The organism is Pseudomonas sp. S60 (genome assembly GCF_016647865.1).
In the GTDB taxonomy this organism is placed as follows: domain Bacteria; phylum Pseudomonadota; class Gammaproteobacteria; order Pseudomonadales; family Pseudomonadaceae; genus Aquipseudomonas; species Aquipseudomonas parafulva.
The window spans coordinates 98,966-117,973 of sequence record NZ_JACVVH010000003.1 but is presented as its reverse complement, the minus strand read 5'-3'; the positions used below and the strand labels follow the sequence as shown (position 1 = coordinate 117,973).

Annotated in this window: 17 protein-coding genes and 1 pseudogene; 10 read left to right on the top strand and 8 right to left on the bottom strand. The window is 59.1% G+C overall.

Translation table 11 applies throughout. The features are described 5' to 3' along the window. Positions 1 to 131: 131 nt before the first annotated feature. Both amn and IAE33_RS02465 read left to right on the top strand, forming a co-directional pair. Positions 132 to 1,595 (top strand): AMP nucleosidase, encoded by a 1,464-nt coding sequence (gene amn / locus IAE33_RS02470; protein ID WP_060481677.1) that lies wholly within the window; start codon positions 132 to 134, stop codon positions 1,593 to 1,595. A 6-nt stretch (positions 1,596 to 1,601) separates the two neighbouring features. Next, positions 1,602 to 2,234, top strand: a complete 633-nt coding sequence (locus IAE33_RS02465; RefSeq protein WP_236405982.1) for a pseudouridine synthase — start codon at positions 1,602 to 1,604, stop codon at positions 2,232 to 2,234. 3 nt (positions 2,235 to 2,237) lie between these two features. On the opposite strand, the gene IAE33_RS02460 is transcribed toward IAE33_RS02465, so the two are convergent. Further along, complete coding sequence (locus IAE33_RS02460; protein ID WP_028632729.1) at positions 2,238 to 2,441, bottom strand: DUF2788 domain-containing protein; 204 nt, start codon at positions 2,439 to 2,441, stop codon at positions 2,238 to 2,240. A 54-nt stretch (positions 2,442 to 2,495) separates the two neighbouring features. Next, positions 2,496 to 2,972: an Lrp/AsnC family transcriptional regulator gene (locus tag IAE33_RS02455; RefSeq protein ID WP_003249795.1), complete on the bottom strand. Its 477-nt coding sequence runs from the start codon at positions 2,970 to 2,972 to the stop codon at positions 2,496 to 2,498. 397 nt (positions 2,973 to 3,369) lie between these two features. Between IAE33_RS02455 and IAE33_RS02450 the strand changes: the two genes are divergently transcribed. Further along, positions 3,370 to 4,218, top strand: coding sequence for a DUF6515 family protein (locus tag IAE33_RS02450; protein WP_201161954.1), 849 nt, complete (start codon positions 3,370 to 3,372; stop codon positions 4,216 to 4,218). A 10-nt stretch (positions 4,219 to 4,228) separates the two neighbouring features. Here IAE33_RS02450 and IAE33_RS02445 read toward each other — a convergent pair whose 3' ends face one another. Next, positions 4,229 to 5,098 carry a cation diffusion facilitator family transporter gene (locus IAE33_RS02445; protein WP_060481674.1) on the bottom strand — a complete coding sequence of 290 codons (870 nt, stop codon included), beginning with the start codon at positions 5,096 to 5,098 and terminating at the stop codon, positions 4,229 to 4,231. Between the two features lie 17 nt (positions 5,099 to 5,115). Beyond that, positions 5,116 to 5,535 (bottom strand): hypothetical protein, encoded by a 420-nt coding sequence (locus tag IAE33_RS02440; protein WP_060481673.1) that lies wholly within the window; start codon positions 5,533 to 5,535, stop codon positions 5,116 to 5,118. A 116-nt stretch (positions 5,536 to 5,651) separates the two neighbouring features. On the opposite strand from IAE33_RS02440, the pseudogene IAE33_RS02435 reads away from it, so the two are divergent. Both IAE33_RS02435 and IAE33_RS02430 read left to right on the top strand, forming a co-directional pair. Then, a pseudogene (locus tag IAE33_RS02435) lies at positions 5,652 to 6,032 on the top strand (DEAD/DEAH box helicase); the annotation flags it as partial. A gap of 357 nt (positions 6,033 to 6,389) precedes the next feature. Further along, positions 6,390 to 8,078, top strand: coding sequence for a hypothetical protein (locus IAE33_RS02430; RefSeq protein ID WP_201161950.1), 1,689 nt, complete (start codon positions 6,390 to 6,392; stop codon positions 8,076 to 8,078). 255 nt (positions 8,079 to 8,333) lie between these two features. Here the strand turns inward: IAE33_RS02430 and IAE33_RS02425 are convergent, their stop codons facing one another. Both IAE33_RS02425 and IAE33_RS02420 read right to left on the bottom strand, forming a co-directional pair. Then, complete coding sequence (locus tag IAE33_RS02425; RefSeq protein WP_201161949.1) at positions 8,334 to 8,549, bottom strand: hypothetical protein; 216 nt, start codon at positions 8,547 to 8,549, stop codon at positions 8,334 to 8,336. Position 8,550: 1 nt separating this feature from the next. Next, positions 8,551 to 9,744, bottom strand: a complete 1,194-nt coding sequence (locus tag IAE33_RS02420; RefSeq protein WP_201161947.1) for a hypothetical protein — start codon at positions 9,742 to 9,744, stop codon at positions 8,551 to 8,553. A 341-nt stretch (positions 9,745 to 10,085) separates the two neighbouring features. Here IAE33_RS02420 and IAE33_RS02415 point away from each other — a divergent pair, with 341 nt between their 5' ends. From IAE33_RS02415 to IAE33_RS02395, 5 genes are all read left to right on the top strand, one after another. Continuing rightward, the gene (locus IAE33_RS02415; RefSeq protein ID WP_201161945.1) at positions 10,086 to 10,559 is read left to right on the top strand and encodes a hypothetical protein; all 474 of its coding nucleotides are present in this window, start codon (positions 10,086 to 10,088) and stop codon (positions 10,557 to 10,559) included. Continuing rightward, positions 10,556 to 11,584, top strand: a complete 1,029-nt coding sequence (locus IAE33_RS02410; protein ID WP_201161943.1) for a serine/threonine-protein kinase — start codon at positions 10,556 to 10,558, stop codon at positions 11,582 to 11,584. Before IAE33_RS02415 ends, IAE33_RS02410 begins: the two co-directional genes overlap by 4 nt. 598 nt (positions 11,585 to 12,182) lie before the next feature. Continuing rightward, complete coding sequence (hrpB, locus tag IAE33_RS02405; protein ID WP_201161941.1) at positions 12,183 to 14,717, top strand: ATP-dependent helicase HrpB; 2,535 nt, start codon at positions 12,183 to 12,185, stop codon at positions 14,715 to 14,717. Positions 14,718 to 14,924: 207 nt separating this feature from the next. After that, positions 14,925 to 16,079: a YiiX/YebB-like N1pC/P60 family cysteine hydrolase gene (locus IAE33_RS02400; RefSeq protein ID WP_201161939.1), complete on the top strand. Its 1,155-nt coding sequence runs from the start codon at positions 14,925 to 14,927 to the stop codon at positions 16,077 to 16,079. 152 nt (positions 16,080 to 16,231) lie between these two features. Beyond that, entirely contained in the window at positions 16,232 to 16,483 is a 252-nt protein-coding gene (locus tag IAE33_RS02395) for a hypothetical protein (RefSeq protein ID WP_201161938.1), read from the top strand. A 224-nt stretch (positions 16,484 to 16,707) separates the two neighbouring features. On the opposite strand, the gene tldD is transcribed toward IAE33_RS02395, so the two are convergent. Both tldD and IAE33_RS02385 read right to left on the bottom strand, forming a co-directional pair. Beyond that, the gene (gene tldD, locus IAE33_RS02390) at positions 16,708 to 18,147 is read right to left on the bottom strand and encodes a metalloprotease TldD (RefSeq protein ID WP_060482225.1); all 1,440 of its coding nucleotides are present in this window, start codon (positions 18,145 to 18,147) and stop codon (positions 16,708 to 16,710) included. Positions 18,148 to 18,149: 2 nt separating this feature from the next. Beyond that, complete coding sequence (locus IAE33_RS02385; protein WP_201161936.1) at positions 18,150 to 19,001, bottom strand: carbon-nitrogen hydrolase family protein; 852 nt, start codon at positions 18,999 to 19,001, stop codon at positions 18,150 to 18,152. Between the last annotated feature and the right edge of the window lie 7 nt (positions 19,002 to 19,008).

The window sequence follows — 19,008 nt, the reverse complement described above, 5'->3', positions numbered from 1 at the left end:
GGTGGGCACGGGTTTACAGGTGCGGTGCTGAGCTCAAGGGGCGAATGGGTGCAACACCGATCAATGGGGGTGTATTTGCCCAAGAAGGCAGGCAAGATGATTCTCATGCATGTCCAGACAGGAAGCACAGTGTGAGCCAAGCGTTTGAAGTCGTTGATACTCCCGAACAGGCCGTCGATCGTCTGGCGGCCTTGCACGAGCAGGCCACCAGTGCCCTCAGCCAGGCCCTGAAACGTTACTTGAAGGACCGTACCGAGCCCGATGCCCAGGCGCGTGACCTGTTCCGCTACCCGGCGTTGCGCCTGACCTACTACAGCCACGGCGAAGTCGCGGCTACCACGCGTGCCTACGCCAAGGTGCAGGTGGCCGGTACCTACAGCGTCACCATCACCCAGCCGGCTGCGTTTCGCGGTTACCTGCTGGAGCAACTGCGCCCGTTGATGCACGACTACACCGTCACGGTGGAGGTGGGCGTCAGCGAGCAGAGCATCCCGTACCCCTACGTGGTCGACCAGGGTGATGAACTGGCGGGTAGCGGCATCACCGCGGCGCAGCTGGCGCGGGTGTTCCCCAGCACCGACCTGTCTGCTGCCACTGACAACATCGCCGACGGCCTGTACGACTGGGACAGCACCGATACCTTGCCCCTGGCGCTGTTCGACGCGGCGCGCGTCGACTTCTCGCTGCGCCGGCTGGTGCACTACACCGGTAGCGACTGGCGCCATGTGCAGCCCTGGATCCTGCTGACCAACTACCACCGCTATGTGGACCAGTTCATCAGCCACGGTCTGGACCAGCTGCGTGACGACCCGCGCTTCGTGCGCATGGTGCTGCCCGGCAACGTGGTGATCGAAAAGGCCATGGACCATGGCGAGGCGCAGGCCCTGGTGGCCGGCGTGGTGTGGCACCGCTACCAGATGCCGGCTTACCACCTGATCGCCGAAGACGGCGATGGCATCACCCTGGTCAACATCGGTGTAGGCCCGTCCAATGCCAAGAACATCACCGACCACCTGGCCGTGCTGCGCCCGCACTGCTGGCTGATGATCGGCCACTGTGGCGGCCTGCGCCAGTCGCAGACCATTGGTGACTACGTACTGGCCCATGCCTACATGCGCCGTGACGGCATCCTGGACCGGGTAGTACCGCCGAATATTCCGATCCCTGCCCTGGCCGAGGTGCAAATGGCGTTGCAGGAGGCGGCTGCGCAGGTGACCGGCGAACGCGGCGAGCAGTTGAAGAAGCGCCTGCGCACCGGCACCGTGCTGACCTACGACGACCGCAACTGGGAGCTGCGCTGGGCTCAGGAGCGGCCGCTGATCAACCTGTCCCGGGCCGTGGCCGTGGACATGGAAAGCGGCACCATCGCCGCCCAGGGTTACCGCCTGCGGGTGCCTTACGGCACGCTGCTGTGCGTATCGGACAAGCCGCTGCACAGCGAAATCAAGCTGCCGGGTTCGGCCAACGCGTTCTACAACCGCGCCGTCAGCCAGCACCTGAAGATCGGTATTGCTGCGCTGGACCTGCTGCGCACCGAGCTCAACTCGCTGCACTCGCGTAAACTGCGCAGCTTCGACGAGCCGCCGTTCCGCTGAGGGTCCATGTCACTGCCACCCCGTTCCAAGCCGCGCCGCCCCCAGGCGCGGCCTGCTCCCGGCCCCCGCCGCCAGGCCAAGGCGCCACCGGCCGACCCGCGGCTGATCCTGTTCAACAAGCCCTTCGACGTGTTGACCCAGTTCAGCGACGGTGAAGGCCGTGCCACGCTCAAGGACTTCATCGACATCCCCGGCGTATACCCGGCCGGGCGCCTGGACCGGGACAGCGAAGGCTTGCTGCTGCTGACCAACGACGGCAGCCTGCAGGCGCGAATCGCCGACCCCAGGCACAAGCTGGCCAAGACCTATTGGGTGCAGGTAGAGGGTGAGCCCAGCGACGAGCAGTTGCAGCGGTTGCGCGAGGGTGTGCAGTTGAATGATGGCCTCACGCTGCCCGCCGAGGCTCGCCGCCTGGAAGAGCCCCAGCTGTGGCCGCGCAACCCGCCGGTACGCTTTCGCAAGAGCGTGCCCACCCACTGGCTCGAGCTGGTGATCCGCGAAGGCCGTAACCGCCAGGTACGGCGGATGACGGCAGCTGTAGGGCTACCCACCTTGCGCCTGGTGCGGGTACGCATCGGCGACTGGGCACTGGATGGCCTGGAGCAGGGTTGCTGGCGTGAAGTGGCGCCGGCCCTTTAACGCTCAGACGCCCTCCAGAAAGCCTACCACCACGCTTTTTATCACGAAGGCCAGCACGCCCAGCCCCAGCACGAAGAACAGGATGAAGGTGCCGAACCGCCCGGCCTTGGATTTCTTGGCCAGGTCCCACACGATGAACCCCATGAAACCGATCAACACGGTGACCAGGATGATCATCATCCATTCTTCGAATACGGCAGGATCCATCAGGGTTCTCCAGGCAGGCTGAGCGGGCGATTATACGCCCAGGCTCAACGGCATTTACCGCAGGTGGGTCAATGGAAGCTCGGTACTGGCCAGTACCTGGTTCAGCACGAAGCTCGAGCGCACGCTGGTAACGCCTTCGATCCGCGTCAGGCTGCCCAGCAACAGCTTCTGGTAATGGTCCATGTCGGGCACCACCACTTTGAGCTGGTAGTCGGCATCCATACCGGTCACCAGGCTGCATTCGAGCACTTGCGGCAGGTTGCGGATGGCCGCCTCGAAGGTTTCGAAACGTTCGGGCGTGTGCCGGTCCATGCCGATCAGCACGTAGGCGGTCAGGCTCAGGCCCAGCTTCTTGCGGTCGAGCAAGGCCACCTGCCGGGAGATGTAGCCATCGTCCTCCAGCTGTTTGACCCGACGCGAGCAGGGCGAGGGCGACAGGCCGATGCGCTCGGCCAGTTCCTGGTTGGAGATGCGGGCATCGCGCTGCAATTCGGCGAGGATGCTCAGGTCGTAGCGGTCGAGTTTGCTCACGTGTTGATCCTTTTCTTTTCAGATTGCGGCGAATTATCAATCCAGGGTAAAAAATTGCGCAAGTGCTATTTATCCGAGCAATCTTCGCAATCCTCTGCCGGCTCTGCCCAGGTATCTTTATCAACAGAATCACTGCCCGGACATCAGTCCACGGCGACGCGCCCTAGGCGGGCGGTCGCGGCCAGCCATCCAACAGGATGTGCCAGGCCCCCGGGCTACGCACCCTCCAGAAGACGGTGTGAGGTGAGCCGGGGCCACAAGCGCCGAGCACGGACGACAATTCCTGAAGGGAGGCCCCAGTGGCCTCCCTTTTTTCATGGTCGCAAATTTAATGGGCCTGCTCGGCCGGCGCGGTAGACTGTCGTCGCTAGCCGTTTTTTCAACCGAGAGGCATACCATGAAGTCGCGTATTCGGCTGTGGGCAGGTGTGGGTTTGCTGGGCTTGGGCGTCAGCCTGGGCGCTGTGGCCGCCGGGCCAGGCGAGGGCCCGGGCGCACCCGGCCCGCAGCCACCCGGTGAGGCTGGGCCTGGCGCTGCGCCTGCCCCTGCGCCAGGCCGGGCGCTGAATTCTCGCGATGAAGTGCAGCAAACCCAGCCGCCACGCCCGGGCTATTACCAGGATATTCCGCGGCGCCACGGCGACGACCGACCGTGGCGTGGCTATGGTCCTGGTGAAGGCTGGCATGGCCGGCCCGACGGGCAGGGCAGCGGTTGGGGCCCTGGGCCCCGGTACCGGCCGGGGCAGACCGTGGAGCGCTTCCCTGACCAGTATTGGAAGGTGCCCTACGGCGGCCGGGACTACTTCTACTCAGGCGGGTATTGGTACCGCCCACACGGCAGGGAATACATCGTGGTGGCACCGCCCCACGGGGTGCGTGTGGACTACCTGCCGCCCTATGCCCGGGAGGTGACACGGGACGGCGCACTGTTCTACCTGGTGGCCGACACCTACTACCAATACCTGGATGACAGCCGCCAGTACGTGGTGGTCAACCCACCTGCCGTCGCGCCGCCGCCTGGGCCTGGGCCGGCAGGACAGGGCGGGTACGACGTGGTGGCCTACCCGATGTACGGCCAGGGCCCGCAGCAGCAGGAGCAGGACCGTTACCAGTGCCATCGCTGGGCAGTCAGCCAGTCAGGCTTCGACCCCGCCACCGCAGCCTATGCGCCCCCGGCGCCGGTTGTGGATAACTACCGCCGGGCGCTGGGCGCCTGCTTCAGCGGCAGGGGTTACAGCATCAACTGAGGCGTGCCCGTCAAAGAGGGTCGGCGTGCACGATCACATCCGCCTTCGGGTAATGCTGGCGGATCACCTCCGAGGCCTGCACGCACAAGCTGTGGGCCTGGTGCAGAGGCAACTGGCCGGGCAGTTCGATGTGCAACTGCACGAACCACTGGTTGCCTGACATGCGCGTGCGCAGGTCGTGCACCCCCTGTACCCCGTCGATAGCCAGCACTCGGCGGGCCATGTCATCGCTGACATCACCCGGCAGCTCCTTGTCCATGAGGATGGCCGTGCTTTCACGGGCAATCTGCAAGGCGCTCCACAAGATGTAGAAAGCGATGCCCAGGCCGAACAAGGCGTCAAGTTGTGGCCAGCCGAAACGGGCCAGCAGCAAGGCCAGCAGGATGCTGCCGTTGAGCAGCAGGTCGGAGCGATAATGCAGCGAGTCGGCGCGCACTGCCGTGGAGCCCGTCACCCGGATGACCTTGCGCTGCAAGGCGAGCAACGCGACGGTGAGTGCCAGCGACAACAGCATCACGGCGATACCCACTGCCGTGTCGCCCAAGGGTTGCGGTGCCTGCAGGCGCTCGACCGCCTGCAGGCCGATCAGCACCGCACTGCCGCCGATGAACAGCGCTTGTGCAATGCCGGCCAGGGCTTCGGCCTTGCCGTGGCCGAAGCGGTGGTCGTCATCGGCGGGCCGCAGCGCATAGTGCACAGCCAGCAGGTTGAGGAAGGAAGCCACTGCATCCAGTGCCGAGTCGGTCAGCCCGGCCAGCAGGCTGACCGAACCGCTCAGCCACCAGGCCAGCGCCTTGCTCACCACCAGAATGCTGGCTACTGCCAACGAGGCGCGGGTAGCCAGGCGCAGCAGGCGCTGGTGTTCGGCCGGGGTCGTCATGGCAGGGCCTCGCGGGGTCAGGCCGCAGGTGCCAGGCCCAGGCTGGCCAGCTGCTCCGCGCTGCCGCGGTGCTGGATAAGCCGTGGGTCGTCCAGCGGCAGGCGCTGGCCCAGTTCGCTTTCAAGAATGGCTTGCAGCTTCAGGTTGTCCACCTTGCCATCCGGGGTGACGGCATTACGCAGCTTGGCGGGGTCCACCTGGGCGGTTTGGCCGCGCGGGTAGTAGATGGCACCGGTGGCGAAGTCGACGCCAAAGGCGACCAGCCCCGGGATCACGTAGAACAGAATGCCGATGGCATCGAGCACGGCAATGGCCGGGTCGACCTTGCCGTCGATCTGGCCGCGACGGTCTGGGTAGAAAATCGTGCCGCAAGCCGTCAGCTGGGTCAGCAGGGTGACGACGAGGGCGCCACCGATTACGCGGGATGGGATGCGCATGTAGATCTCCGGAGGGCATTCAGCAGGGCAGGCAAGGCGCCCGCAACCAACAGCTAAGACCATGATAGAGCAGGGTCGGTTCGCCGTTATACTCGCGTCACAGTTCGAGGGCCACCATGATTTCTTTACCGATCGATGCCGTTTTGCCTGCGCTGCGCCAGGCCTTGCACACCCGTGACGAAGCGGTGCTCGAAGCACCGCCCGGCGCCGGCAAGACCACCCGTGTGCCATTGGCATTGCTGAATGAACCCTGGCTGGGCACCCAGAAGGTCCTGATGCTCGAACCGCGCCGCTTGGCAGCTCGGGCTGCTGCCGAGCGGTTGGCCAGCGAGCTGGGGGAAAAGGTGGGCGAAACGGTGGGCTACCGCATTCGGCTGGACAGCAAGGTAGGGCCCGCGACGCGCATCGAAGTGGTGACCGAGGGCATCCTGACCCGCCGCTTGCAGGCCGACCCCGCGTTGGAGGGGGTGGGGTTGCTGATTTTCGACGAATTCCACGTTTTGCCATTTACACCGAAATAGGCAGTGATTTTGTCAAAAATCACTCACCAAGATCTCTCTCCCGCCATTCCAGTCTTCACATCTACACACGCTGCCCTTGCCTTCGAGTCAGTGAACCTCCCAAGCATTGCGCTTTAGCCTCCCTTCACCAAGCAACCTCGGTGCGATCCCAAATCCCACCTCCGGTAGGTGCCACGATCTCAAACCCAACCCACTCAACCACGTCGATCAGAGCAACACCCAAAAGCCCTCCAGACCCCTCCCACCCAACCACACCATCACCCCTCCAACCATCGCAATCCGCTCCATTTCCAAGCATCATCAGCACATCCAAATTCATCACCGGGACAGTGCATGAGCGGGCCGAAATCCAAGCCAAAGACCAGCGCAAAGAAGAAGGCAGCGACAGCTCCAAAGCGCGACAACTTCCTAGGAACGACAACGCAGAAGCTTCGCGACAGCGCTGGAAACGTGTGTTCTTTCCCGGGTTGCTACGTACATACCCATGGCGCGAAATCGAACGGAAAAGGCACTGTAGGCATTGGTGTCGCATGCCACATCAAAGCTGCTGCACCAGGAGGCCCACGATACGATGAGCACCAGTCTCCAGAAGAGCGTAAGCACTTCGACAATGGCATTTGGATGTGCCAAACACATTCGAAGCTCATTGATGCTGACGAGTCCCCCTACAGCGTCACAACGCTACTCCAGTGGAAGCGCGATGCTGAGGCTAGATCCAACTCCCTCCTGAACCAAAAGAGCTTCACTGAGAAAGAAGTCAAAGCTGCTGCAGATAAAGGTTCAACCGATCTGCTCCATCGATTCATTAACAGAGCCGATGACCCACTGCAGACGCCAGTAGCCGAAATTATTAAAGGCTACGAATCTAATCTGGCTGACCTAGATCCGCGATTCACTGTGCAGTTAAACAAAACTGGAGACACATATACGCATGTCATCCGTGCGATCGACGAAGACGTTGTAGTCAATCTTGTTATCGAAGACCTTGATAAAATTGACGGATATCTAGCAGCCGAGAAAGCTTTTCTGGAGGAGGGACGAGAGCTAACAATCCCAGGTGCGCATTTCAAGGTCATAGGCTCTAAGCTTTTCGAAGCTATCCATCAGAGCATCTATGGGGTTGAACAAGCGGTACTGACAATGTCTGCGCCCAAGAAGGAGGCGCGTACGACTCTTTATGTCAGGACGCCGGAGGGGCACGAAACAGTGCTCGATACTTTCCCTTGCTACTACAGCTCAGGCTCAGTGAGGACGGTTTTTGAGGGAAGCGCTTTTGACGATTTCTTCAAGCTCAAGGCTTACTGCTCGCACGATGGATCTGATTCGAATTTTAACTTGTCCTTTAGCTTAGAGCCTTGGATTGGCAAGAATGTACTTGAGGTTCCTCGCTTCCATAAGCTTATTAAGGCCGCTCAGCAATTAGATATAGGGCGTCTCGTTGTTGAAATCGAAATTGGTCAGGGAGAGGCATCTTTCAATTCGCGAACTAGTTCGGATGCTGAAGGCTTCCATGCTCAAGTTAAATTCTTAATTAATTATATTGGCTATGTCAGGACGCTGGCTGAGAAGTGCGCTGAGCCTCTGGTCATAACCAATATTGAAATCGATAAAGAAACATACGCAACCCTGAAATACTATTCGCGACTAGTGAAGGCGCCGGTGGTAAGTCATCAGCAGCCTCACAAGATATGCACTGGAGGGTTTAATTACCATGAAGGATGTTCGTTCGCGAGCATCGAGAATGATGGTTCTGGTGAGGTGATCAGGATTTCTGACGATGAGGGTTGGAAGTTTGAAGTCTTTGGGCAGGTAATGCAGGCGCCAAGAATTGTCAGGATGTACACCAAAGTCGAGTATGTTTTCTATAGTGAGCTAGAGGGTGACAGGAATTCGAAAGTAGTGGTGCATGCCACCGACGCTACCGTTCTGACGACCTACCTGGACGAGCGTGATATTTGGAGCGTATGCCGAGAAGTGGATGTCACTCCAGCTAGTTTAGAGCAGCAGGAGCCTCAGAGCTAAGATCACAAGAGCCAAGCCGGCGTTGCCGAATGTGCGACTGCAAAACGACGAATCCCGACACAGCGCGACTGAGGCCACAAGAGAGTTTTTGCCACCAGAGCGTGTACGTATGAGGGACGTGAGTGTTGCTGTAAGCATGTGTGGTGGCTTGCCTTGCGGGGCGGATGGTTGCATTGAAGACAGAAACGAGAAAGCCACCTTTCGGTGGCCTTCAAGTAAGCTGCTAGCGCATCGCAGTGATGGGGTACTGAGCGGCTAGCGGTGCTCGACTACGGTTACCAGATCGAGCGAGCCGATGCCTTTCTCGACAACGTTCTTCGCCTTCTCCAGCATAGAAGCCCTAAGCTCTTCGCGAGACATACGGCTATTGTAAATCTTCGCGAAAGCTTTGTTCTTCCGAGCATTGGAGACCTCTACTGCTACGTCACCTGTAGTCTCAGCAACGTCTTCAGTTCTGGCAAGTTCGGTCATTTTAACTAGCCTCCATGTCGTTAGTTTCACGGTATAAGAATATCATATCATGCAAATACGCGCAAATTGGTTGCAATAACTGTACGAATTGTGCATTGCGGCTATCACCCATAAGGATGTTCGCTTTATTGTTGTAGATATTTAAACATCCAATTGGGTGTGGCATCCCCTCACCATTATTACGAGAAACTAAGGGAATGGAAAGAATGGACGTAGCGTAGCGATGAGAGTTGTAATAACGGGAGATTGTCGTTTTATAGTGTTCAGTTATATGCGGATTTTGTAGTGCCTCATCATCTAGCCACTGCTTGAAGTGTGTGCGGGAGTCTTCGATGTATTGAGATGCCATGGTAGAGACCGCTACAGGCCCGCCGGGTAGATTCGGGTGCGATTTGGCGTGATCCGACGCATCCATTTTGAACGGGAAGCAAATCGGCACGATATCGGTGTCCGGCTTTGCCAAAACCTGGGCGCCGACCAAGGTTGAGAGCTCAAGGTCTGTGATGTGTAGGATGCCGTCTGCGTTATCCAAGCGAGCATCGATGTTGGAGTTGAACAGGAAGAAGGGGCTGTCGTTTACCTGCTTCGAGTACTCCCTGCGGATGAGATCCTTGTCTTCCTCAATCATCATGATGTTGGCCCTGTACGTTTCGGAGGGCGCACTGTCCCAGTTCTGTGCCAAGACCAGAATCTTAGTGAGCATCATGCGGATGTCGCCTGCGAGACCTTTACGGGTCAACGGCGGCGCATTTTCTTCTAGTAGGCCCTCGTAAAGCTGCCGAATGTCGATCATCGCGTCGCTGTAGGCGGCGAGAAACTGCTTGGGCGGCATGGTGGTCAGGCGATCCTGCAGCTCTTTTTCCTTCTTCCGGGTTGAGGTGACTACCCCTACCTCACGTAAGAACACCAAGATGACTGCGGCGATGGAGAGCTGAATGGACGGCCACAGGTAGTCTGTTGCGAAGAACTCGGGCCAGGTGTGTACGGCGGTGTACTCGTTTTTGATGTCGCCGCTCATCACGGAGATCATCGCGGCGCTGCCGATGGTGAGTAGGGCGATGATCATGGAGCCCCAGGTGGTGCCCACCAGCATGCACATGCCCATGAAGACTTTCTTGATCTGACGTCCAGTCCAGAACAAGCAAGCCTTCGCGGTGGCCCATATTTTTCGTTTTGTTACCTGCCAGTCATCCACTGTTCAGTCCCAAGTAGTGCCGTTACGAATGGCCAATCGGGCCATGTCCCTTTGTTGCGTTCAGCTTCCAGCGTCTATCGAACTCCACTCACAAACCCAGCTAAAGACGCCCGCTTGGCCTCCCAATGGCTCGCAGGATCTTGGCCGCCAACATTCGTCCCCAGACGCTCAGGTTTGAACCAACCGTCGGATCTCTTGTTTCGTTGAAACCAGCAGGCTAGACGGCGTTGGCCCCGAATTCGGTGGTCTGGCAACGTTCACACACACAACTAGGCAATTGACGGTGTAAGCGGCTGTAATACCATGGCGTGATATTTAATTGCCTTCACAAGGAAAAGTACATGGCAACACGCTGCGTTGGTCTGATGGTAGGTTCCGGGGAAGTGACTGTCGTTGATACGCAGATTCCGGATGACTGTGATGCCCCTATCTCACTGGTTACCGATGTGACCTGGAAGCTGCCCACAGGGGATCGGCAGAAGGGATACGAAACGCTTTTCCATCGGTGCAAGGATTACCTTGAAGTGAATGGAATTGACCAGGTAGTGGTCAAGGCGAGCTCAGTACCTCAAGGCAAGGCCCACGGGGGGCTTCTCGATAGCGCAGAGCTTCGTGGTGTGATCATGTGCGCTGCTGCGTCTGCCTGTGAGACCCGTGTTCTCAAGAAAGAAGTGATCAGCCGAACCTACGGTCGGAAGGTCGATGATTGCGTGAACGACGATGCGTTTTGGGCAGAGAAGCTAGAGGGAGCGAAGCTGCGCAAGGGGAGTCGTGAGGCCGCAATGCTTGTGATTGCACACAGAGCTCGACCATGACCAGTGTCGTTCCGAAACTCCAAATCCTGGACAAATTGGGGAACGGGCACTTCGGTGAAGTGTTCCTTGGTCAAGACGCCGTTCATGGGCAAGTGGCAGTAAAAGTGGTTTCCCGTAAGGCGGAAAACGACGATGAAGAGTGGGTGGATATCAGGAGGGAATTCCTCGCCGAGGCTCAGCACCTGAAGACCGCCACTCACCGCAATGTCGTTCAGGTTTACGGTATAGACGAGGTGGAGGATGCCATCCGCTTCACGATGGCGTACTGCCCCGGTGGCTCCCTGCAAGCTCATTTTGAACGGGGGCCGATGACTCTCGCTGCCGTGCGGAAGGTCGCGATCGATGTGCTGATCGGGCTGCACGCATTGCACGGGCGCGAGATGCTTCACAGGGACATCAAGCCAGGCAACATCCTGCTCGACCATCTCGGCATGGCAAAGCTCGGTGACTTCGGTCTGGTCACCGACAGGTTGCTCCTTGGCTACGGCTCAGCTGCGGGGTACGCAGACCATATTGCTGTGGAGGTGTGGCAGGGCAGGGGTACCAGTATCAAGAGCGATATCTGGGCCTTGGGTATGACGCTGTTCCGGTTGTTGCACGGACAGGTCTGGTACGTGTTCCAGAACGAGTGTCCTGCAGATGTCATCGCCCAAGGCGGCTTCATTGAACGTCTGCGCTGGCTGCCACATGTTCCCAAGCCGTGGCGTAAGGTCATTCGAAAGATGATGGCTGATAACACCAACGATCGTTATGCGACTACCCAAGAGGTACTCAATGCCATTTCGGCTTTGCCGACTGAGCCTGAGTGGACAGTGCCTATGGTGACTGAGGATCTGGTGAGGTGGGAACTGCAGTCGCCCAAGCGGCTAAACGTCGTTGAGTGGAACATTCATGGTCAACGCCAGCATGAGTGGCGGGCCTGGAGCCAACCTTTGGGCAAAGGTAACAATCGGAGCCTGGGCGCATCCACGAAGGTCATAGGCCGCAATCAGGTTGATCGCGAACTGGAAGCGTACTTTCGGTAAGCGGTGCTTTAGCCGGCAGCGCTTCGCAGGCGGCAAGGTAGTAGGTACCCGCCGCTGAAGTCGGCAGCGCTCAGCGGCTTAAGCTGGAAGTGAGCCTCAGCAAGGGCGCGACGAGCATCAGCACAACAAGGGCAATACGATTTGAGCGCGTCGATGCCTTCCGCTGGTTGCCAGGAGGCACCACAGAACGCACATCTACGCGACGTAAGCCTCAGGTTGGGAAGCCGCTTGCTCATTCGAATCCTTCCTGTCGCCTCAGCGACGAACGTGGGCATTGTGGGCGTGCATTTTTTCGGCGGCAAAGCTTATACGAGATCAATCCATTTGGCCTACGTATTCGCCGAAAGGTCATTCTGCACGGATGCTGCTTACTAATACTGTATACATGAACAGGTTTTGTGGCTAGGGGCCATTACACAATTTAAAACGCACTCTCATGTCGAATTTCGAGAGGCGTTTCCCAAGAGGTTTAGCAGATAAACCCAATCGCAGCACGGTTGAGGCTGCACATGAGAGGGCACGGGGTTCGTGAGTCCTCATCCATCGCATCTACCCCTGGTGAACCTTTGTATACTGCGCTCCTGCCGCAGGAGTACACATGAGTTCGTTGCCAATCAACGCCGCGTTGCCGGCCCTTCTTGAAGCCCTTCAAAATCGAAATGAGGTGGTGCTTCAAGCACCGCCTGGCGCCGGTAAAACGACTCGTGTCCCGCTTGCCTTGCTCAATGAGCCATGGCTCCAAGGGCAGACGATCATCATGTTGGAACCTCGCCGTCTTGCTGCGCGAGCTGCTGCGGAGCGAATGGCCAGCGAGCTAGGTGAGAAGGTCGGTGAGACCGTTGGCTATCGGATTCGCCTGGACAGCAAAGTCGGGCCAAAGACGCGGATCGAGGTGGTGACAGAAGGAATACTGACGCGTCGTCTGCAGAGCGATCCTGCACTTGAAGGTGTGGGGCTCGTAATCTTCGACGAATTCCATTTGCGAAATCTAGATGCCGATCTCGCCTTGGCGCTGACGCTCAATGGGCGCGAGCTTTTCCGGGACGATGCCCCACTGAAGGTGCTGCTGATGTCGGCAACGCTCGAAGGTGAAAGGTTATCGCGCCTGCTGGATGACGCTCCGATCGTGACGAGCGAGGGACGCATGTTCCCGGTCTCGACAGTCTGGGGAAAACCTCAGCAACCTGGAGAATACATCGAGCCGCGAGTCATCAGTGCGTGCCTTGAAGCACTTGCTGATCAGCCTGGCAGCTTGCTGGTTTTCCTTCCTGGTCAAGCCGAGATCCGTCGAGTCGTAACAGGCCTGGAAGATGCTTTGACCCAGTCGGCATCACTTCAGCGTGACGTTCTTCTTTGCCCCCTTCATGGTGAGCTCGATCTGAGTCAGCAGCGGGCTGCGATGGATCCGGCACCGGCAGGAAAGCGGAAGGTTGTGCTGGCCACAAACATCGCTGAGACCAGTATCACCATCGACGGTGTGCGGGTCGTGCTCGATGCCGGTCTTGAGAGGGTTCCACGCTTCGATCCTCGTAGTGGGATGACGCGACTCGATACTCAGCGAATATCCAAGGCTAGTGCAACTCAACGAGCAGGTCGGGCAGGTCGAGTCGAGCCCGGTGTCTGCTATCGACTCTGGTCTGAGACGCAGCATGACCAAATGGCCTCTTTCAGCTCGCCTGAAATTCAGCAGGCTGACCTCACTGGCTTGGCGCTTCAACTGGCTAAATGGGGCGTTCAGCCGGGCGACCTAAAGTGGCTTGATGCTCCGCCCGCAGCTGCTTACTCCCAAGCCAACGACTTGCTTCGGCGCCTTGGCGCATTACAGCCTGATGGGCAACTGACAAAGCACGGCCAAGCGATGGCCGAGCTGCCAAGCCACCCTCGAATCGCCCATCTACTGTTGCGAGGTCACGAACTGGGTCTGACAGAGACAGCGTGCAATATCGCTGCTTTGCTTGGCGAGCGGGATATCCAGCGTGGTGGTGGTGCATACCTTCATAGTCGCTTGGCCATCCTGTCCGGTGAGCAGAGAGCACAGAGGAGTGAGCAAGGCGGTGCTCAAAGAGCGAAGCAACTAGCGAGGCAATACCGGTCGTACTTGCGCGGCCCAGCATCGCAACCAGTCGCTGATTCAGACCACTCGAGGTGGGTGGGCTGCTTGCTTGCCTTGGCGTATCCAGATCGTGTTGCACAACAGCGTCGTGCTGGTGGGGCTGAGTATCGCTTGGCTAATGGCCGTGCAGCGATGTTCACCGAGACCGATGCGTTGATGAAGCATCCCTGGTTGGTAGTCGCCGACCTGGGAAGCCGGCTGGGCCAGCGTGAAGAACGGATCTATCTGGCTGCCGATCTGGATGAAGCATTGTTCGACACTGTCCTTAAAGAGCAGGTCAGCTTGATCGACGAGCTTGATTGGGATGAGCGTGAGGGTGTGCTCCGCGCCGAGCGGCAGGTGAAAGTCGGGGAGTTGATTTTGTCGCGTGCGCCTCTGGCCGACCTTAGCGATGAAGCGCGCGTTCAGGCCTTGCTCAACTACGTTCGCCGGAAGGGACTGGAGCTTCTTCCGTGGGCGCCCGAACTTCGTCAGTGGCAAGCAAGGGTTGAGCTGCTGCGCCTGTTGGATGAAGAGTCGGGTAAGCAGAGCGAGTGGCCCGATCTTCGTGATGAAGCCTTGCTAATGTCGCTCGAGGATTGGCTCGGCCCCTATGTCGGTAAGGTCACACGGCTCAGCCATTTTGGTCAGCTCGATCTGTCTTCTATCATACGCAACCTGCTACCGTGGCCTCTTCCGCAGCAGTTGGAAGCGCAGGCGCCCCAGACGGTTTCGGTACCGTCCGGGTCGAATATTCGAATTGACTACAGTGAACGTCCGCCGGTTCTTGCAGTGAGATTGCAGGAGCTGTTTGGCCAAGCAGATACGCCACGGATTGCTAATGGTCGCCAAGTTCTCAAGCTGCATTTGCTATCCCCAGCGCGCCGCCCAGTACAGGTGACACAGGATTTGGCGAACTTCTGGGCGTCCACCTACATTGAGGTGAAGAAGGATTTGAAAGGTAGGTACCCAAAGCATTTTTGGCCTGATGATCCACTTGTTGCTCAAGCCACAGCGCGGGCAAAGCCAAGAGGCACCTGATCTACCTTCATCGTGTCGTGGAAACAATTTGTCATCTATTCACCGGCTGCGGTCAGCTTGAAGGATGGCGTTGTGCCCTCATTTCGCTGGTGTGCGCGGCCTTGATTTCGTACTGAAGCATGTGGTGAACCTCATTCGAAATGGGCAACGTCACCTACATCGATTACGTCCCTGAGCTGCGCCTCCAATCTCATGAGGCGTACATCGATGGAAAAGAAATACACAATTGAGCGTTCACTGCTCAAGCGGGGCGACATCGTCCTGACTGCTGAGAACACCTTGATCAGCAAGGGAGTGCGACTGGGTACCGCATCACGCTACTCGCATGCGTCGATATGGGTGGAAGGTACGCTGATCGAGGCGGTACAGGCAGGAGTCTTCTCGAAGAACCCTCAGCGGATCATTTTGGATAAGCCGAGCCACTGTGTGGTACTGCGGAGCAAGAAACCTCTGAGCGAGCAGGAGCTGGATCAGATCTGTCTTTACGCACGCAATCAGGTTGGTTCCTTGTACGCGCTGGATGAGGCTACTCTCGCTCTCCCACGGCGCTTGATGAAGCTCGAATCAACCAAGAAACAATTCTGCTCACGGCTTGTTGCCCTGGCTTATGCTGAGATTGGTTACGACTTCATCAACCTCAACTCGCCTCACTACTGCACGCCGGGCAAGCTCGCCAGAACCAAGGCATTTGAAGTTGTTCCGGGCGTGGTTCGGGAGGCCCTTCCAGATGAAGTTGAGTTCGCTAAGTCCAATGACCCCCTTAAGAAGAATGCGGAAATTACCTTTGAGTGGTTGGCGAAGGTCAGGGCCTTAGTCCAGTCCAATCCAGAACTAAATGCCACATATGACATTCAGACCATAAACGATGTGGGGGATATGCTGGTTAAGCAACCCGAGCTTGATGAGATCGTGGTCAATTTCTTGCACGAAAACGAGTACCTCACCTTTTTCAACAATGACATGAAGGTAAATACCTACCGATACCACCCAGATCTGATGACCTTCGCGGTACGGGGGGCGGCTGACCCAGCTGGCTTCATAGAGGGCGAGCTCGAAAAAGAATACAGCTTGTCTCGTTACCTTTCACGGAGCCTCGATAGCAACATAGATAGCTACCTCTCGACTGGCTTGAACTTCGCGATGGAGCACCTGAAACTCACTCAGAACCTCATCCATGGTGTTTGGGTGCGCCTCAACCATATCGCCATCGCCTCTGAGGCTGTAGGGCTGACCGATGTTGCGCATCGTGCTCGTGTATTGATGTCGGAGATTGATGGGCCGATCGAGCGTGGGATGCGGGTCATCAAAAACCCTCAGCTTGCGCAGTTGGTGAGGATGCAGATGGCTGAAATGGTGGATTGAGCGGAATCCCGCTGATCTTCAATTGGTGCCTGAGCTTCGGGTGCCTACTTTGGTGTGAAAAATAAGTGAAGGAGAAGTCCTCGCACTGTGAGCTCCTTGAGGTCTTCTATGCTGACGCCAGGTCGGCTGGTCGTCGGGTATGAGGTGAGTCCATGAAAGTCGCTGAGCTGATTCATTTGCTACAGGCGTTCGACCCTGAGACGAAAGTGGTGATGACGCGCTCGGACTCCGGCTTGGAAGACATCGAAGATTGCTACGAAGACTTGGTTTGCCAGGGGCGTGTGTTCAGGTATGACCAGCTTGATGAGTACGTTTTGTCAAAGGGCGCAGATGCAAGCACTGCCGAGAGAGTGGTAGTGATTGACATGTGCGAGCGACTCGAGGATTGGAACAACAAGCAGTGATTGCAACGTGCCGGACGAGGTGCAGCGTGCTTAGTGCGCCGACAGTTTATTAGATATGAACGTGCGTGAAAGTGTGACTTGTGAAGTGTCCTACAGGAGGGGGGGGGGGGGGGCGGGGGCCGGGGGGGGGGGGGGGGGGGGGGGGGGGGGGGGGGGGGGGGGGCCCCCCCCCCCCCGGGGGGGGCCCCCCCCCCCCCCCCGCGGCCGGCAGCCTGCGGGCGTATTCACGCGCCGGTACCACCGACGGTGATTGCGTCCAGCTTCAAGGTTGGCTGGCCCACCCCCACCGGCACCGACTGCCCATCCTTGCCGCAGGTGCCTACGCCACTGTCCAGGGCAAGGTCGTTGCCGACCATCGACACCCGGCTCATGGCTTCCGGGCCATTGCCGATCAGGGTAGCGCCCTTTACCGGTGCGGTGATCTTGCCGTCTTCGATCAGGTAAGCCTCACTGGTTGAAAACACAAACTTGCCGCTGGTGATATCGACCTGCCCACCACCGAGGTTGGCGCAGTAGATGCCTTTTTTCACCGACGCGATGATTTCCTGCGGGTCGCTCTCGCCTGCGCGCATGTAGGTGTTGGTCATGCGCGGCATCGGCAGGTGCGCGTAGGACTCACGGCGCCCATTGCCCGTCACCGCCATGCCCATCAGACGCGCGTTGAGCTTGTCCTGCATGTAGCCCTTCAGAACGCCGTTCTCGATCAGGGTGGTGCATTCGGTCGGGGTCCCTTCGTCGTCCACGCTCAGCGAACCCCGCCGCCCTTCCAAGGTGCCGTCGTCGACGATGGTGCACAGGCTGGAGGCCACCTTCTGACCGATGCGGCCACTGAACGCCGAACTGCCCTTGCGGTTGAAGTCACCTTCCAGGCCGTGGCCCACAGCCTCGTGCAGCAGCACACCGGACCAGCCGGAGCCCAGTACCACCGGCAGAGTACCTGCCGGCGCCGGTATGGCCTCCAGGTTTACCAGGGCCTGCCGCAGGGCCTCGCGGGCATAGCCCATCACCCGCTCTTCGGTGAAGAAGCGGTAGTCGGTACGCCCGCCACCGCCCTGCCCGCCCCGCTCGCGGCGGCCATTCTGCTCGACGATGACACTGACGTTGAAGCGCACGAGCGGGCGCACGTCTGCAGCCAGGCTGCCATCGGCTGCCGCAACAAGGATGCGTTCCCAGACCCCGGCCATGCTCACGCTGACCTGCTGAATACGCGGGTCCAGCGCGCGGGTGGCCACATCGACACGCTTGAGCAGCTCGACCTTTTCGGCACGGCTGAGCACGTCCAGCGGGCTGTCCGCCGTGTACAGCGCTGGCACCTGCTGTGTGCGGAAGGCCTGCACGCTGCCGTTCTGCCCGGCGCGGGAAATTGAACGCGCGGCACGGGCAGCGGAGGTCAGCGCCTCAAGGTTGATCGCATTACTGTAGGCAAAGCCGGTTTTTTCACCGGCCTGGGCGCGTACGCCGACGCCTTGATCGAGGTTGAAGCTGCCTTCCTTGACGATGCCGTCTTCCAGCGCCCAGGTTTCGGATACCTGACCCTGGAAATACAGATCGGCCGCATCGATACCGGGGCCGGCCAATTCACCCAGCACGCTCTGCAGGCTGTCCAGGGTCAGGCCGCCTGGTGTCAGGAGCTGTTCGCTGACGGTGGATAACATCTGGCTCATAGTCACTCCGAGGTGTGCGCAGGCCGCAACGCGCCCTGCGAGAAAAAGCGCCGGTGTTCGATCACCGGCATGCGCGCCCGGATGGACGCCTGTTGTTCGCTGTCGCGCTCGGCAAGCAGTACCGCTTCACCTTGCGCCTGTTGTGCAACGACCCGCCCCCACGGGTCCACGATCGCTGCATGGCCGTAAGTGTGGCGCTCGCCAGGGTGCGTACCGCCCTGCGCCGCCGCCAGTACATAGCACTGGGTTTCGATGGCACGGGCACGCACCAGCACGTCCCAGTGCGCCGCTCCCGTCACAGCGGTGAAGGCGGCAGGTGCTGTAATCAGTTCGGCACCCGCCGCCCGCAATTCGCTGTACAGCTCGGGGAAGCGCAGGTCGTAGCACACGCTCAACCCCACACGCCCCGCCGGTGTATCTGCCACCACCACCTGGGCGCCGTGGGCATAGTCATCAGACTCGCGGTAGCGGCCACGGTTATCGGCCACATCCACGTCGAACAGGTGCAGCTTGTCGTAACGTGCCACCTGCTCGCCGTGCTCATCGATGAGCAGCGAGCAGGCATGCGCCTTGGCATCCGGTTGACCTGCAGGCGGCAATGGCAATGTACCTGCCACTACCCATAACTTGAGGTCGCGGGCGACGCGTTTCAACCATGGCAGTATCGGCCCCTGCCCCAGCGCTTCGGCGCGACCAATGGCGGCGGCGTCCTTGCGGCCCATGGCGGCGAAGTTTTCCGGCAGCACGGCCAAGCGCGCGCCGCCTGCTGCTGCCTGCTCCAGCAAGGCACTGGCACGCGCCAGGTTTTCCAGTACGCCGTCCTGGCTGACCATCTGGATGACCGCAGCCTTCATGGGCACT

Excerpts from the sequence above, each read along its gene's own strand:
- IAE33_RS02465 (WP_236405982.1), top strand. The coding sequence starts at position 1,602 with ATGTCACTGCCACCCCGTTCCAAGCCGCGCCGCCCCCAGGCGCGGCCT.
- IAE33_RS02460 (WP_028632729.1), bottom strand. The coding sequence starts at position 2,441 with ATGGATCCTGCCGTATTCGAAGAATGGATGATGATCATCCTGGTCACC.
- IAE33_RS02450 (WP_201161954.1), top strand. The coding sequence starts at position 3,370 with ATGAAGTCGCGTATTCGGCTGTGGGCAGGTGTGGGTTTGCTGGGCTTG.
- IAE33_RS02445 (WP_060481674.1), bottom strand. The coding sequence starts at position 5,098 with ATGACGACCCCGGCCGAACACCAGCGCCTGCTGCGCCTGGCTACCCGC.
- IAE33_RS02440 (WP_060481673.1), bottom strand. The coding sequence starts at position 5,535 with ATGCGCATCCCATCCCGCGTAATCGGTGGCGCCCTCGTCGTCACCCTG.
- IAE33_RS02430 (WP_201161950.1), top strand. The coding sequence starts at position 6,390 with ATGAGCGGGCCGAAATCCAAGCCAAAGACCAGCGCAAAGAAGAAGGCA.
- IAE33_RS02425 (WP_201161949.1), bottom strand. The coding sequence starts at position 8,549 with ATGACCGAACTTGCCAGAACTGAAGACGTTGCTGAGACTACAGGTGAC.
- IAE33_RS02415 (WP_201161945.1), top strand. The coding sequence starts at position 10,086 with ATGGCAACACGCTGCGTTGGTCTGATGGTAGGTTCCGGGGAAGTGACT.
- IAE33_RS02410 (WP_201161943.1), top strand. The coding sequence starts at position 10,556 with ATGACCAGTGTCGTTCCGAAACTCCAAATCCTGGACAAATTGGGGAAC.
- hrpB (WP_201161941.1), top strand. The coding sequence starts at position 12,183 with ATGAGTTCGTTGCCAATCAACGCCGCGTTGCCGGCCCTTCTTGAAGCC.
- IAE33_RS02400 (WP_201161939.1), top strand. The coding sequence starts at position 14,925 with ATGGAAAAGAAATACACAATTGAGCGTTCACTGCTCAAGCGGGGCGAC.
- IAE33_RS02395 (WP_201161938.1), top strand. The coding sequence starts at position 16,232 with ATGAAAGTCGCTGAGCTGATTCATTTGCTACAGGCGTTCGACCCTGAG.
- tldD (WP_060482225.1), bottom strand. The coding sequence starts at position 18,147 with ATGAGCCAGATGTTATCCACCGTCAGCGAACAGCTCCTGACACCAGGC.
- IAE33_RS02385 (WP_201161936.1), bottom strand. The coding sequence starts at position 19,001 with ATGAAGGCTGCGGTCATCCAGATGGTCAGCCAGGACGGCGTACTGGAA.